The 14,590-nt window shown below is 61.2% G+C and carries 15 protein-coding genes; 5 read left to right on the top strand and 10 right to left on the bottom strand.

Annotated elements, in window-relative coordinates; translation table 11 throughout:
- Positions 1–12: 12 nt before the first annotated feature.
- The 5 genes from H567_RS0109560 to H567_RS0109585 all read right to left on the bottom strand — a co-directional run bounded on the left by H567_RS0109560 (position 13) and on the right by H567_RS0109585 (position 4,111).
- Positions 13–369, bottom strand: a complete 357-nt coding sequence (locus tag H567_RS0109560; protein ID WP_028321231.1) for a hypothetical protein — start codon at positions 367–369, stop codon at positions 13–15.
- Positions 370–574: 205 nt separating this feature from the next.
- Positions 575–997 carry a universal stress protein gene (locus H567_RS0109565; RefSeq protein ID WP_028321232.1) on the bottom strand — a complete coding sequence of 141 codons (423 nt, stop codon included), beginning with the start codon at positions 995–997 and terminating at the stop codon, positions 575–577.
- Positions 998–1,031: 34 nt separating this feature from the next.
- A complete protein-coding gene (locus H567_RS0109570) occupies positions 1,032–2,060 on the bottom strand; it encodes a zinc-dependent alcohol dehydrogenase family protein (RefSeq protein ID WP_028321233.1) in 1,029 nt (342 codons plus the stop codon).
- 378 nt (positions 2,061–2,438) lie between these two features.
- Positions 2,439–2,939, bottom strand: coding sequence for a flavodoxin family protein (locus tag H567_RS24110; RefSeq protein ID WP_035253921.1), 501 nt, complete (start codon positions 2,937–2,939; stop codon positions 2,439–2,441).
- Between the two features lie 527 nt (positions 2,940–3,466).
- Positions 3,467–4,111 carry a class II aldolase/adducin family protein gene (locus H567_RS0109585; protein WP_028321234.1) on the bottom strand — a complete coding sequence of 215 codons (645 nt, stop codon included), beginning with the start codon at positions 4,109–4,111 and terminating at the stop codon, positions 3,467–3,469.
- A gap of 488 nt (positions 4,112–4,599) precedes the next feature.
- Here H567_RS0109585 and H567_RS24115 point away from each other — a divergent pair, with 488 nt between their 5' ends.
- From H567_RS24115 to manA, 4 genes are all read left to right on the top strand, one after another.
- Complete coding sequence (locus H567_RS24115; protein WP_153306124.1) at positions 4,600–4,974, top strand: hypothetical protein; 375 nt, start codon at positions 4,600–4,602, stop codon at positions 4,972–4,974.
- Positions 4,971–5,807, top strand: coding sequence for a fumarylacetoacetate hydrolase family protein (locus tag H567_RS24120; RefSeq protein ID WP_051184677.1), 837 nt, complete (start codon positions 4,971–4,973; stop codon positions 5,805–5,807). Before H567_RS24115 ends, H567_RS24120 begins: the two co-directional genes overlap by 4 nt.
- Before the next feature lie 125 nt (positions 5,808–5,932).
- Positions 5,933–6,580 carry an alpha/beta hydrolase gene (locus H567_RS24125; protein WP_051184678.1) on the top strand — a complete coding sequence of 216 codons (648 nt, stop codon included), beginning with the start codon at positions 5,933–5,935 and terminating at the stop codon, positions 6,578–6,580.
- A 2-nt stretch (positions 6,581–6,582) separates the two neighbouring features.
- Positions 6,583–7,806 (top strand): mannose-6-phosphate isomerase, class I, encoded by a 1,224-nt coding sequence (manA, locus tag H567_RS0109610; RefSeq protein WP_051184679.1) that lies wholly within the window; start codon positions 6,583–6,585, stop codon positions 7,804–7,806.
- Positions 7,807–7,878: 72 nt separating this feature from the next.
- On the opposite strand, the gene H567_RS0109615 is transcribed toward manA, so the two are convergent.
- On the bottom strand, positions 7,879–8,655 hold the full coding sequence (locus H567_RS0109615; protein WP_028321238.1) for a prepilin peptidase: 777 nt from the start codon (positions 8,653–8,655) through the stop codon (positions 7,879–7,881).
- A 225-nt stretch (positions 8,656–8,880) separates the two neighbouring features.
- Between H567_RS0109615 and H567_RS0109620 the strand changes: the two genes are divergently transcribed.
- Complete coding sequence (locus H567_RS0109620; RefSeq protein ID WP_051184680.1) at positions 8,881–9,504, top strand: L-threonylcarbamoyladenylate synthase; 624 nt, start codon at positions 8,881–8,883, stop codon at positions 9,502–9,504.
- On the opposite strand, the gene sppA is transcribed toward H567_RS0109620, so the two are convergent.
- The 4 genes from sppA to hisC all read right to left on the bottom strand — a co-directional run bounded on the left by sppA (position 9,488) and on the right by hisC (position 14,307).
- Entirely contained in the window at positions 9,488–10,405 is a 918-nt protein-coding gene (sppA, locus tag H567_RS0109625) for a signal peptide peptidase SppA (protein WP_028321240.1), read from the bottom strand. The two genes, H567_RS0109620 and sppA, sit on opposite strands and share 17 nt — an antisense overlap.
- A 120-nt stretch (positions 10,406–10,525) precedes the next feature.
- Entirely contained in the window at positions 10,526–12,424 is a 1,899-nt protein-coding gene (locus H567_RS0109630) for a 30S ribosomal protein S1 (RefSeq protein WP_028321241.1), read from the bottom strand.
- Positions 12,425–12,536: 112 nt separating this feature from the next.
- On the bottom strand, positions 12,537–13,202 hold the full coding sequence (gene cmk / locus H567_RS0109635) for a (d)CMP kinase (RefSeq protein WP_028321242.1): 666 nt from the start codon (positions 13,200–13,202) through the stop codon (positions 12,537–12,539).
- A 4-nt stretch (positions 13,203–13,206) separates the two neighbouring features.
- On the bottom strand, positions 13,207–14,307 hold the full coding sequence (hisC, locus tag H567_RS0109640; RefSeq protein ID WP_028321243.1) for a histidinol-phosphate transaminase: 1,101 nt from the start codon (positions 14,305–14,307) through the stop codon (positions 13,207–13,209).
- Positions 14,308–14,590: the final 283 nt, after the last annotated feature.

A 14,590-nucleotide genomic window follows, 5' to 3' on the forward strand; every position in this document is an offset into this window, starting at 1 on the left:
GAGGGAAAAGGCTTACAGAAGATCCTCCAGAAGCCGGATCTCAAGCCCCAGGGCTGCACCCCATTTCTGAATCAGCCAGCCGTTTTCGAGGGTGCGTTCCTCTCTTGCCTTCCGGTCTTTTCCGTGGTCGACTTTGTCGCCTTCATAGGGAAGACAGCCGAAATAACGCCAACCGGAGTAGCCCCCGAAAGGGGTCCCGTCTTCGGGCGGAATGCCTGCCCTGACGCTGCGCGCGATCTGCCGGTCGACCGGCACGATGATGTGGTAGCGCTCACCTTCCGGATCGATGCCGATATACCCTTCATTCCCCGTGTAGTCAGCGAGAGTGGCGCGCCACAGATCGCTCAACTTGATACGCATCTCCTTCATGATCTACCTTCTCCGGGCTCGATGGATCGTCGATGATTCTATTGCCGAAGCTTTGCCCGGCCGCTCGGCAAAGGACGCACCTCCGTGCCAAGGGTGCCGCTGTCGGCCGGAGCGGGCGCCGACGACATGCCAGCCCTTTTCCTGCCGGGCCGAAGGCGGCATTCCCCGGCCATTCCGGCTGGTGTCGTTTTACAGACCGAGGCGCTCATTTCACCATCAGCACGGGGCATGGAGAAAGAATGCCCACTTTGTAGCTGATGGTGCCCAGACCCTCAGGGGCTTTTTCCGGATCGATCCTGTGGGAGCCGAGGACGATCAGGTCCACCTGGTTTTCATGGACGAAGTGGATGATTTCAGACACCCGTTTGCCGAACACGATGGGGGTTTGGGCAGCGGCAGCCTCGGACCCCAAAGATTCGACCAGCTTCTGCATCTTCCTGACCGCGCGCTTGTGGAGTTTCTCGTAGAATTCCGCGAATTCGGCGTATTCAGCTCCTTCGATCGTTTCGATAACGTGGAGCAGGGTGACTTTGGCGCCCTGCTGCAGCTTGGCCAATTGCAGCGCAATCTTGGCCGCATGCAGGCTCTTCTCCGTAAAGTCGGACGGAACCAGGATATTCAGGAACATGGTGATCAACCTCCTTTGAATCGGTTCTGGGGACTCACGCGATCCTCAAGACTTTTGCGCCCCGGATCTTTCGTTCTTTCAGTTCAACCAGGGCCTGGTTGGCCTCATCGAGGGCAAATTCCTGAACCTCAGGTTTGAGGGGGATCTCCGCCGCGAGTTGAAGAAATTCGTGAATATCCGCGCGGGCGACATTGGCGACGCTTTTGATCTCTTTTTCCATCCACAGGTGGGCGGGGTAATCGATTTTGAGGAGTTCGTCCTTGTCGGCCGATTCCTTACGAATGGCGTTGATGACCAACCTGCCCGCGCTTTCGAGATTCTTCAGCGCTTCGACCACCGGTTTCCATGCCGGCGTGGTGTCGATGATAGCATCCAGCTTACGGGGGGACACGTCTTCCGCAGGGCCTGACCAGACAGCGCCGAGCTCCCGCGCGAAGGCCTGTTCGGCTTCGCTGCGGGCGAAAACGAAGACCTCCGTGTCAGGGAAGCGGTGGCGGACCATCTTGAGGACTAGATGAGCCGATGCGCCGAAGCCCGTAAGGCCGAGGCTTTGACCGTTCTGGATTTGGCTCAGCCGAAGGGAGCGGTAGCCGATGGCGCCTGCGCACAGAAACGGCGCGGCCTCGATCGGGGTGAACACCGGCGGGATGGGATGTGCGAAGTCTTCCGGAACGACCATCATTTCCGCATATCCGCCGTTTGCATCGCGGCCGGTGGCCCGGAACCCGGGGCAGAGGTTTTCGAGCCCCTGCCTGCAAAAGGCGCATTTTCCACAAGCGTCGAAGATCCAGCCCACGCCGACGATGTCCCCTTCCTGGAAGCGCGTCGCGTTTCGGCCCGATGAAACGACTTCTCCCACGACCTCGTGCCCCAGAACGACCGGGAGCGAAGGCGGGGGCGTCCGGCCTTCGATCTCATCCAGTTCGGTATGACAAACGCCGCAGGCCGACACGCGGATGAGGACTTCCGCATCACCGGGGACGGGGTCCGGGAGTGTGACGAGCCTGAGAGGTTGTTTCTCGGTATCCAGGCGTGTCAGTGTTTCAAGGATCATCGCTTTCATGTCGGCTGCCTCTCGATTATGAAACACCCTGCAGGAAATTTCCACCCATAAGGGCGGGTGCAGGGTGTGGGCCGAGTTCCATCCTGCAGGACGGCGCTCAGCGGGACAAAGGCCTCCCGCGGGGGGCCCGTTCGAAGCCACCGTCCAGTCAGCCTGAGGCGGCCGCGCTCAATGGCACCGGGCGCCGCTGAGCGTCTTCCTCTTCGGGCTCTTTGGAATGCCTCTCAAAGCAGGTCCCGGAATGCCCGCCGACGGGGACGATCCGTTGCTGCCTTATGGGAGTGTTTCCCGGGCGGGGAGGTGTGGTTTAGGCCCCGCCGATCTGAAAATCATCGTTCGGTGAGGCCTCCGAACGGGCTTTTCCGGACGAAAGGCTCTTTATCGTGCGCGGGCCCGCATGACCATCGTCTGCGCGAATGCCTTCGCGTCGTCGATGTCTGCTTTGTCGGGATGACCGGCTGCGCTCTGCGCCTCTTCCGCCCATGCCTTGTTTTCGGGTTTCTGCATCAAAGCATCGATCAGCGCGGGTTTGACCTGCCCACGTGATCCGAAGGTGCCGAGGATCTTGAGCTTCGAACCGATGGTCAGCGCATGATAGAAGGCCGTGATGGCCAGTTCCCCTCCCCGCAGGGAGCCATGGGTGGCGAAAAAAGCGATTTTTTTCCCTTCGGGGAGCGACTTGACAAAGGCTTCCACTTTGCCTGGGACACTATGGGCATGAACGGGAAAGCCGCAGAAGATCAAGTCGTAATCGGCGGTGTTCTGCACCTCCGGGATGGGCAAAAGATCTTTCTCCGCCTCCGTTACCGCCTCGAAAATGCCGTTGGCCAACCTTGCCGTGTTCCCCGTTTCGGACAGAAATGCAACCAGTACCTTCATCTTTCCCTCCTGGTGGAATAATGCTGTACGCCGGAATGCCGCGGATCAACTCGGTGCAGCCGCCCCGCTCCAGACGCCTCCAGCCTGGAAGCACGCCGGCATGGAGCGTATAGGAGCGGTTGGCGTTTGAGCGACCATTCGGAAACGCACCGTCTTGCAGCCTGTCTGTGCGCAAGGATTGGAACGGACGGATTTAGGGCAGACCGGGACGCATCCCGCTGAGGAAGTTGTCAGCGCTCCAGGGGCATTTCCGAATGGATCTATGTATATAATTTCGGTGCGGATTGCAAGATCTTTGGCGCAGGGAGGAGGGTTCTGTGCTAGAATCTTACCTGTAATGTAAGGAAACAGCCTTCCTCTTTGCGAAAAGGAGTGGGTTTTGAACGAGGAAAAGGGGTTGAAAAAGAAGCAGAGCTGGTGGCGGCGCCTCCTGGCGCGGATAGCAGCGGCCCAGGCGAGCTATCCGCAGGGCGGATGCAGCACCTGAGCCCCCCGTTCTCCGGGTGCCGTCGGCACCTCGCGGAAGGTCACTTCAGACGATCGAGATCGGCGGACGTAAGAAAACGGGCCTTTCCTCGGGCCAGGAGGTAAGCATGGGCGGCCTCTTCGACCTCTTCGGCGACGTTGAAGGCCTCGTCGAAATCGCGGCCTGTCGTTACCAGACCGTGGTTCTGGAGGAGGACCGCCTGACGGCCGCCGCTCCCTAGAATCTCGGCGACGGCCGCCGACAGTTCGTTCGAACCGGGTGTAAAGTAGGGAATCAGAGGGAGAGGGTGCGCGCAAAGCGCGAAGCCTGGTGTAATGGGCGGCAGGGATTCCGGTCCGGGGGTGAGCAGACTTGAGGCTGCAATGATCGCTGCGCCGTGGGTGTGGCAGACCGCGTGGACATCAGGCCTCGCCCGCAGGACCGCCAGGTGCATTCCGGCTTCGCGCGTCGGCCGAAGGCCTTCGATGAGGTGCCCGTCCCCGTCTGTCACCGCTACCTGAGCGGGCTGCAGCGCGCGCAGGGAATGGCCGGTCGGGGAAAGCAGGATGCGGCCGCCGTTGCGGAGCGCCAGATTGCCGCCGGATCCGCAGACGAGGCGCCGGTCATACATCAGGCGGCATTGACGGCAGAAGGTCTTTTTCGACGCGTCGGAAGGCGGTTTTGGCGGCGCTTTTTCTCTGCTCATGTTGTTGCCTCTGTCAAACGTTGTGGTTCAGCGGTTCGCGGCCGGTGTCGATCGGCGAACGAAGAACGGTTCCGGTGCTGCTCCCGCGAGGACCGGATGGGTGCCGCGGCGATTTCCGCCGGAGAGGCCACAGCGTTCGGCGAAATCGCTTCCTTGGAGTGGATGGAGGCCTTCCGGGGCGGCGCGGATGAGCATTTCGCCAAGGCATCATAAGCCCGGCGAAGCCTGCAAGGCAAGGGCCTTTTCGTCCCAAGCAGGATATCAAGCAAGTAGGAGATGTGTCATGCCGGCGAAGCCTGCAAGGCAAGGGCCTTTTCGTCTTGACGGTCCGGGGGCCCTGTGAAATAGTGCCCTGCAGGGATGTCAGCCGGGGGCGGGGACGCCTTCCCGGCAGACCCTTTTTACACTTGCCGGGGGGCCGGTTCTGGCCGCCGACTGGGGGAAAGGCCTTTTGCGGTCTCCAGGAGCAGGAAGGGAGCAAGATCATCGTGAATGACGACCAACCGTTGACAGCAGCTGCAACGACGATTGCATCCATCGAGAACAAAAGGAAGCCCGGCCAGGTGGTTGAGATCCGCTACGTGGCGGAGGAGGGGGCCTTTGTCACCGCAGGGATCGAGGCGCACTTCGCCGAAAAGGAGATCATGATCCCTTCGCGTTTGGTCCTGCAGGATTTTCAGCTGATGGGGACGATCCTCTCCGCGCTTCTCGAGAAGCTTTCCGAGGCCCAGGACGCCGAGACGGTCTTTTCCTACGCCTCGCATTTCGAGGCGATGGGACGCTTCTATCTGCTGAAAGAAGGCGAGCGGTATGTGCATTTGTCGCTGGCCGAGGAAGGCAAACCGCAAGAGAATCCCAGTTGAGACGGGTTTTCGGCATGAGGATCGCGCAGTACCGCCAGGGGGATGAGATACGCATCGGTCTGATCGGTGAGGGGGGCCTTCAACCGGTTGATTTCCGCGGTGACCTGATCGATTACCTGAGACAGCGGGTGGAACTCCGCCCGGCGGGGGCACCGCTCCCGCTCGGCCAGGTCCTCTGGGCCCCGGCCGTATCCCGGCCCTCCAAGATTGTGGCCATCGGCCTGAACTACAGGGATCATGCCGATGAAAGCGGGGGGCGCCCGCCTGAGCGGCCGCTTCTTTTTGCCAAGTTTCCGAACAGCGTCGCGGCGCACGGCGAGGCGGTCACGTGGGACACGTCCTTGACCGAAAAGGTGGATTACGAGGCGGAATTGGCCGTGGTCATCGGGCGGCGGAGCAGAAACCTCGGCGTCGGTGATGCGCTCGCGGCTGTCTTTGGCTACACGTGCGCGAACGATGTCAGCGCCAGGGATTTGCAGTTCGGGGATCGGCAGTGGGTGCGCGGGAAGTCCCTCGACAGCTTCTGCCCGCTCGGCCCGTGGATCGTGACGGCCGACGCCTTCACCGAGCCGCTCGATGTGGAGATCACCTGCCGGGTGAACGGCCGGCTGATGCAGTCCAGCCGAACGAGCCGGATGATCTTCAAGGTCCCGGAGCTGGTCTCCTTCTTGTCGCGCAACTTCACGCTCCAGCCGGGCGATGTGATTCTGACCGGGACTCCGAGCGGGGTCGGCGCCTTTCGCGATCCGCCTGTCTACCTTCAGTCCGGCGATGAGGTCTCGGTGACCATCGAAGGCATAGGGACGCTCACCAACCCCTGCCGGACGGTGTGAGGCGTTGAGCCGGATCCCGGGCCTCGAGGAGAACGGGATCTGCGAGCCGAATGAGACAGCACGGTCGAGGTGTGATGCAAGGAGGATGGAACCGGGGAGGCTGACGGGAGGGAGAAAAGAACGGTTTGAGCGAGGAAAGGATCTTTTTTGAAAGCGAAGGGCTGGACCTGGAGGGCCTGATCAGCCGGCGGCCCGGGCTGCGTGGCGCGGTGATCGCCCATCCGCATCCGCTTTACGGCGGGGATATGCACAACCCCGTCGTGGCTGCGCTTGTACAGGCCTACGGCCGGGCCGGGTTCACCACCTTGCGCTTCAATTTCAGGGGCGTCGGGTCGAGCCGCGGGACCCACGGCGGAGGGGTGGGCGAACAGGCCGATCTTCGGGCCGCCTGCGACCTCCTGGCGCGGGAGGGAAAGACGCAGGTGGATCTGGCGGGGTATTCGTTCGGGGCCTGGGTGATCGCCCATGCACTGGCGCGGCTGCCGCAGGCACGCGATGTGGTGATGGTGTCTCCCCCGGCCGCTTTCATGGATTTCAGCGGCCTGCAGACATTGGACCGGCTCAGCCTTGTGATCACGGGAAATGGAGATGACATCGCGCCCGCCGATCTTTTGGAGCGGCTGGTTCCGCAGTGGAACCCCGAGGCTGTTTTGAAGGTGATCCCCGGCACGGACCATTTCTATTGGGGGAAGGTACGGGAGCTCGAGGCGCTTTTAGGGGAGCATCTGGCGGGGGAAAGAGAGGCCGGGACGGCTGCAGGGGAGGAGCGGTGAGGATGGAAAAGGAAACGGCCTTTTCCGGCCTCGGCCTGTTGGAGAACCGTGTGATGCACTATGCCTGGGGGTCCCGGACCGCCATTCCCCGGCTGTTGGGCGCAGATGAGGCCGCCGAACCGTGGGCCGAGCTTTGGATGGGGGCGCACAACAAGGCGCCTTCGTGTCTGGTTCGGAACGGTGAGCGGTTCCTGCTGGACCGGTGGATCGCGCAGCACCCCGAAGAGGTGCTGGGGCCGTCGGCGGCGAGCCGATACGGGTCGGAGCTGCCGTTCCTCTTCAAGATCCTCGCGGCGGATGAACCGCTGTCGATCCAGGTTCATCCGGACCGGCGGCAGGCCTGGGAAGGATTCGAGCGGGAGAACCGGGAGGGAGTCCCGCTCGACGGGCTCGAAAGAAATTTCAGGGACCCCAACCACAAACCCGAACTGCTGGTGGCCGTGACGTCTTTCGAGGCGCTGAAGGGGTTCCGGCCTGCGGTTGAGATAGGCGAACTCCTCGGGCGGGCTGGAGTGCCTGTAGAGCTGAGTGGATTGCAGGGGGCTGCGGACGGTGCAGATCCACAGGCCATCAGGGAGCTTTTTCGTGGGCTCTTCGAGCTGCCGGCCGGCGCACGCGAACAGTGCCTCGAAAAGACGATGGATTGCGCCCGTGCCCTGGATGGAGCCCACCCGGCGTTCGAGTGGGTGGCTCGTCTGGGGGAGCGATATCGGGCCGATATCGGCGTCCTCGCGCCGCTTTTCATGAACCTCGTTCGGCTCGATCCCGGGGAAGGCTTCTTCGTCGCGCCGGGGGAACTGCACGCCTACCTCGGGGGAGTGGGAATCGAACTCATGGCGAACTCCGACAACGTTGTCAGGGCCGGATTGACCGGGAAGCGGGTCGATCTTGAAGGGCTGCTGGACATCGCGCGCTTCGATCCGCGGCCGGTCGAGGTCCTCCGAGCCAGGACCGACCACCCGTTCGAGTCCGTCTTCGATGTGCCGGCGGAGGAGTTCGGGCTGTCGCGGATTGCGCTGTCGGAAGGGGACTGCTATGCGGCGGAGGCAAAGCACAGCGTCGAGATCCTTCTGTGTATCGAAGGCGAGGCCTTGATCAGCGATGCCGTTACGGGCGAGGCGCTCAGTCTGCGGCAGGGTTCCTCCGCCGTGGTGGCGGCTGCGGTGCGCTCCTACACCGTTCAGGGTCGCGCCGTCCTGTACAGGGCGTATGTTCCGGAGGGCTGAAGGCCGCCTGTGAGGGGTTTTCCGTTGCTCCGTCCCGGCTTTTCGATGCCGGAGAGGGCGCGGGCAGCCGTCTTAGGACAGGACGTCCAGGTACCAGCGCGTAATGAGCGGCCCGAAAAAGAGATAGATGACCGCTCCGAGCGAAAGGAAGGGGCCGAAAGGGATGCGGGTCCTGAGGCCCTGCCCGCTTGTGACGATGAATACGAGCCCGGTCACGATCCCGCTCAGAGAGGCGATGAGGACGACCAGGGGCAGGGACCAGGCGCTCAGCCAGGCGCCGATCATCGCGAGCAGCTTGATGTCTCCGCCACCCATCCCGGTGCGTCCGGTGAGCCGTTCATAGGCGAAGGCGATCAGAAGAAGGATCCCCCCGCCGGCGATGGCTCCGATGAGGGAGGAGACGAAGCTGACGTGGCCGAGCAACAGGGCGGCGGCGAGGCCGCAGAGGATCCCCGGCAAAGACAGGATGTCAGGGATGATGCGGTGGTGTAGATCGATCACGCTGATGACCTCCAGCGCCGCGCAGAAGAGAAAAAAGAGAAGATATTGCAATGTCGGCCCGAATTTGATAAAGAGGGCAAGGCTCAAACCGGCGGTCAGGGCCTCGACGATCGGGTACTGCGGACTGATGGGGCGTCGGCAGGTGCGGCATTTGCCTCTCAGCATCAGGTAGCTCAGGATGGGGATGTTGTCGCCGATGCGAATTGGTGCGCCGCAATGAGGGCAGGAGGACCGCGGCGCGACAATGGAGTTTCCGAGCGGAACACGATGAATGAGGACGTTCAGAAAACTCCCGATGGCCAGGCCGAAGAGAACTGCGAAAACCAGGGCGATAGCGTATCCATCCATCGAGACGGCTCCATAAAGAGGATGTGCCCTTGAAAAGGGCGTCTTCGAGAATCTCGCAGCGGCTGCAGGAGCAGGCGCTGTACAAGTTGCTCATGATAACTCTTCGGCCTGGGCGACGGCAACCCTTGAAACCGCGGCCGATCAATGGTTCGAGCGGCAACCCTTTGGCGCTGGCCGCGGAGGGGGGCGCGGCAAAATCCGAGAAGACAGACGGAGGGTTTTTCCATGACGGGAGTAGCGGGCTCCGGCAAAAAGGCGCAGATTTTCGCCATCAACCCTGAAAACCCGCAACAGAGGCTGATTCACCGTGTGGCCGAGATCCTGGAGGGGGGCGGCGTGATCGCCTACCCCACGGACACCTTCTACGGCATAGGCTGCGATCTCTACAACAAAAAAGGCATTCAGCTGATTTACCGCCTCAAGAACAGGCCCCTCAAAAAGCCTTTTTCCTTCGTCTGCGATGGATTGACGGAGATCAGCCGGTATGCGGTCGTTTCCAATTATGCCTACAAGACGATGAAACGTCTTCTGCCCGGCCCCTACACCTTCATCCTCGAGGGGACCCGCCTCGTCCCGAAGATCATGCTGACAAAACGCAAGACGGTCGGAATCCGGGTGCCTGACAACCATATCTGTCAGGCGCTCGTCCATGCCTTGGGAAAGCCCATTATCAGCACGAGCGCGGGGTTCGACGATCCGCTTTCCATCCAGGAGGCCTTCGGCCACCAGCTGGATGCTATCATCGACGGAGGGTTGGTTTCGCAGAGCCCGTCGAGCGTCGTCTCGCTGATCGATGACATTCCGGAGGTCATCCGGGTGGGGAAGGGGGATGTCAGTCTGTTCGAGTGAGGCCTGCTTCAGGGAGCCCTTGCCACCTGTAGTGGATCCGTGATGATGAGCCTTCCAGCGAGCGGATGACGGCCTGGACGGCCGATTCGGTCAGAAGTTTGAGAAAATCGATCTCGCGCCGCTTCGGGAGGACGAGCTCAGCCTCTCCTGAGATGCCGGCAAGTTCTTTGGAGAGGATCACGGCGTCCTGAAAATTGCCGAGCGCATCCACCAGCCCCAGTTCCTTCGCCTTTGCCCCCGAGAAAACGCGTCCGTCCGCGATGTTGACCACCTTCTCGATTTCGATCCCTCTTCCGGCGGCGACATCCGTCACGAACTGCTCCTGAATATCTCCGATCAGGTGCCCGATCATCTCGCGGTCACGGTCCGTCAGATCCCGGTGCGGTGAGCCGATGTCCTTGAACTCCCCGGTCTTGAGCACCTCGAGTTCGACGCCGATCTTCTCCAGCAGGCTTTTGAAGCGGAAGAACTCCATGATCACGCCGATGCTCCCGGTGATCGTGCCCGGGTTTGCTACAATGCGCGTGGCGCCGGCCGACGCGTAGTAGCCGCCGGAGGCGGCGACGCTTCCGAAGGAGGCCACGACGGGCTTGCTTTGGCTGATCCTTTTGACCTCGCGGTAGATCTCCTGGCTGGGTCCGACGGCCCCCCCCGGGGAGTCTACCCTCAGGATAATGGCTTTGATGGATTTGTCGCGGTTGAACCCGTCAAGTTGGGCGAGCACCTCGCGACTGTCCATGATCGGGCCGCTCAGGGTGACGACGCCGATCTTTTGACCGAACGCGATCCCAGGGGCAGGCCCTGCGAGGTGCATGACCAGCACGAGCAGCCCTCCGAAAAAGACGGCCGCGGAGAACAGGACCAGGAAAACAGCCAATAGGGAGCGTTTTTTCGAGGACATGGGGGCCTATGGTCGAAAAGCGCCGTCTGCAGCCGGCTGGTGCTCCAACGGTGATGAACGGCTGCCGACGGCGCGGATCTTTCTTGGATGCAGGGGATGCGCAATCGATGTGGCTTCGAGTTACTCTTCCTTGGGAGCGTCGGTGTCGGACTCTTCCTCGCCGAAATCGCCGTCTCCCGGCTCTTCGTCGTCATCGGCCGCAGCGGCGCTCTGACGCTGAAGGTTCATCATCTCTTCCTTGAGCAGTTCACCCAGGTTGGACGTCGCTTCTGTACGGTTGTTCAGATAGCTCGTGTAGTTCTCCTTCTCTGAACCTTCCTCGAGTTTGCGAATCGAGAGGCCGATCTTCTTCTGCTCGGGGGAGACATTCAGCACCTTCGCCTGGATCACGTCATCCACCTGAAAGCGCGAGAGAGGATTGCCCCGCTTGTCCTTGGCGATCTCGGAGACGTGGACCAACCCCTCGATCCCCTCCTCCAGTTCGACGAACAAACCGAAGTCGGTGACGTTCGTGACCGTCCCCGTTACACGGGTGCCGGGTTTGTAGCGGATGGGGATCTCGTCCCACGGGTCGCGGGCCAGCTGCTTGATCCCGAGCGAGAAACGTTCGTTTTCTTTGTCGATGTTCAGGACGACGGCCTGCACCTCCTGGCCCTTCTTGTAGATCTCGGAGGGGTGCTTGATCCGTTTGGTCCATGAGATGTCCGAGATGTGGACGAGACCGTCGATGCCCTCGTCGATGCCGATGAAGATCCCGAAATCGGTGATGTTCTTGATACGTCCTTCGATCGTGGTCCCCACCGGATATTTTTCTTCGATGACATCCCACGGGTTGGGTTCCACCTGTTTCAAGCCGAGGGATATCCGCTTCTTTTCGATGTCGAGGTTGAGGACCAATGCCTCCACCTCGTCGCCGATGTTCAGAATCTGGGAAGGATGCCTTATCTTGCGGGTCCAGGACATCTCGGAGACGTGGATAAGGCCCTCGACGCCCTGCTCGACCTCTACGAAGGCGCCGTAGTCCGTCAGGCTGACCACCTTGCCCTTGATCTTGGTGCCGGGCGGATAGAGCACGGCGGCGTTGGTCCAAGGATCCGGGGTAAGCTGCTTGATCCCGAGGGAGACACGCTCCTTGTCAGGATCGAAGCTGAGAACCTTGACACGGATCGTGTCGCCTACCTGGTGCATTTCAGAGGGGTGCCCGACGCGCCCCCAGGACATGTCGGTGATGTGGACGAGTCCGTCGATCCCGCCGAGGTCGATGAACAAACCGTAATCCGTAATGTTTTTGACCGCGCCTTCGAGGATGGCGCCTTCTTCGAGGAGGGCCAGGGTCTTTTCGCGCTGAGAGGCGCGCTCGGCTTCGAGGATCGCCCGTCGCGACAGGACGATATTCCCCCGGCGCTTGTTGTACTTGACGATCTTGAACTCGTGCTCGGTGCCGACCAGGGAATCCATGTCGCGCACCGGCCGGAGATCCACCTGCGATCCAGGCAGAAAGGCCTGGAGACCGATGTCGACGGAGAGTCCGCCTTTGACACGCGAAAGGATCTTCCCCTGGATGGTTCCATTGCTCTCGTAAATGTCCTTGATCTCGTCCCAGATCTTGATCTTGGCGGCCTTCTCCTTGGAAAGGATGATGGTGCCGTCCTCGTTTTCACGCCTTTCCAGGAGGACATCCACCTTGTCGCCGACTTTGGCGGTCATGTTGCCGTCCGGGTCGATGAATTCCTGGATCCGGATCTGCCCTTCGGACTTGTAACCGATATCGACCAGAACAAATTCTTTGTCGATCTGGACGATTTCCCCTTTGACCACTTCGCCTTCCTGGATGCTCTTGAGGCTCTCCTCGTAGAGTTCCATGAAGTTTTCGGTGTCCTGCAGGTCGTCCATGGATCCGATGTCGTCATCCGAGGCCGAGGCCTGCATCATGCCTTCTTCCCGGTCGTTGGGGAATGCTTCCATGTTTTCGGTTTCGTACGTGTCGTTATTGGTTAAGCCGGTTGTTGATTTTTCCATTAAAGTTGGTACCCCCCTGCATCATTTTGGCCCTGCGTGCTGGCTTAAATGTTTATTACTAACAAATCCGGGAAATAATATCAACCGTCTATTTCATCAAGCCCGCCGTTATTCAATAATTTTTGATGATTTTCAGCAGAGCTTCGAGCACCGCATCGACCTCCATGCCGTCTGTGTCGATCAGCGTCGCGTCCTGGGCGGGACGCAGCGGAGCGACCGGACGGTTTTCATCCTGACGGTCCCGCCGTTTGAGCTCGATGAGCACGGTCTCGAACACGGCGTCCTCCCCCCGGTCCAACCGTTCCTGCCAGCGCCTGCGTGCACGGGTTTCAGGGGAGGCCGTCAGGAAAAACTTGTGCTGCGCCCGGGGAAAGACAACCGTCCCCATGTCCCGGCCTTCGGCAACGAGGTCGGCCGAGGCCGCGATTCCGCGCTGAAGAGAGACCATGGCCCATCTGACCTCCGGTATGGCGGACAGATTCGAGGACAGGATATCCATCTGGGGTGTGCGGATGGCTGTCGAGACGTCTTCTTCGCCGAGGAAGAGACGGGGAGGGTCGGTCTCGTTCAAAAAGTGCACATCGAGGCTCCGGCAGAATGCTCCGAGCCGCTCTTCACCGGGAAGTCGGCTGCCGAAGCGGCGCTGTGCGGCGAGGGCGGCGGCCCGGTACATGGCGCCCGTATCCAGGTAAAGGAAGCCGAGTTCACGGGCCAGGCTGCGGCTGACGGTGCTCTTGCCCGAGCCGGCTGGACCGTCTATGGCGACGATGTTTCCCAGTGCACTACCGCCTTTCGCTTTCGAGCACCTTTTTCATGGCGTTGAGAAACCGTTCGTTCTCCTCGGGGAGCCCCACATTGATGCGGATGAACTCCGGCAGACCGTAGCTGTCCATGGCGCGGATGATCACGCCTTCGTGCAGCATCCGCTCGAAAACCCGTTTCCCGGGGATGGGGACCCGGATCAGGAAATAGTTGGTCTGGGTGGGCAGGGCCTCGAGGCCCATCTCACGAAGCCCCGCGTGGAGAAAAGCAAGCCCGGCGCGGGTGGTATCGAGGGTGCGGGCGACGAAATCGCGGTCATCCAGAGCGGCCGTCGCGCCGGCCTGCGCCAGGGCGTTTGCGTTGAAGGGCTGACGGACCCGGTTCATGTAATCGATCAGTTCGGGCTGCGCGAACCCATAACCGATACGGAGACCCGCCAGGCCGTAGAGTTTCGAGAAGGTCCTCAGCACTATCAGACGCGGGCAAACGGCGAGCAGATCTTCTCCGCGGGCGACGTTCGGATCGGTGGTGAATTCGATGTAGGCCTCGTCGAGGACGACCACGATGTCGCGGGGGATGTCCTCCAGGAACCGGAGCATCTCGTCCTTCAAAAGGATGGTTCCGGTCGGGTTGTTGGGGTTGTTGATGAAGATGATCTTGGTCCGGGGTGTGACCGCGGCATGAACATCGTCGAGACCGATCCTGAAATCCTTCAGCGGGACCGATATCATGAGCCCGCCGGCGCCGAGCACCATCTTCTCGTAGACCAGGAATGTCGGAAAGGCCTGAACGGCCTCATCTCCCGGAGCAAGGAAGGTCCTGATGATCAGTTCGATGATTTCGTTGGAGCCGTTGCCGAGGATGATCTGTTCCATCGGCAGGCTGAGAAGCTGCCCGAGCCTGCGCTTCAAATAATAGCCGCTCCCATCGGGATAGCGGTGGAGATTCGGGATCTTCTCGACGATCGCCTTCACGGCCATAGGGGAAGGGCCAAGCGGGTTTTCGTTCGAGGCGAGCTTGATCGAACCGAAGATGCCGAGTTCCCGTTCCAGTTCCTCGATGGGTTTTCCGGGGGGGTAGGGCACCAGGGTTTCGACGCCTTTGTGGGTCAGCGGTTTCATGCACGATCCTTCTTTCCCCGGGCAGGCCGCCCGGTCTGCGACCCCCTTTGGGGTTGCTGAACAGGCGTGTGCCCGGCTCTAAGTTCGCCGGGCTGCCCGGCGGCGGTTTGCGGGCTCCCTTGAAGATGCGGCGGGAGTCCACGGAACAAGGGTGTTTTACATCCGAGGACGACGCATGGTAGTCTGCGGTTCCCGGTACCGGTTCCGGGGCGGAAAGCGCGGGCGGCGAACGGGCAGGTGCTTCAGTGCGTGCCGGTCTGCGCATTTATAACGCAACGCGGCG

This window comes from Desulfatiglans anilini DSM 4660, assembly GCF_000422285.1.
GTDB classification, from domain to species: domain Bacteria; phylum Desulfobacterota; class DSM-4660; order Desulfatiglandales; family Desulfatiglandaceae; genus Desulfatiglans; species Desulfatiglans anilini.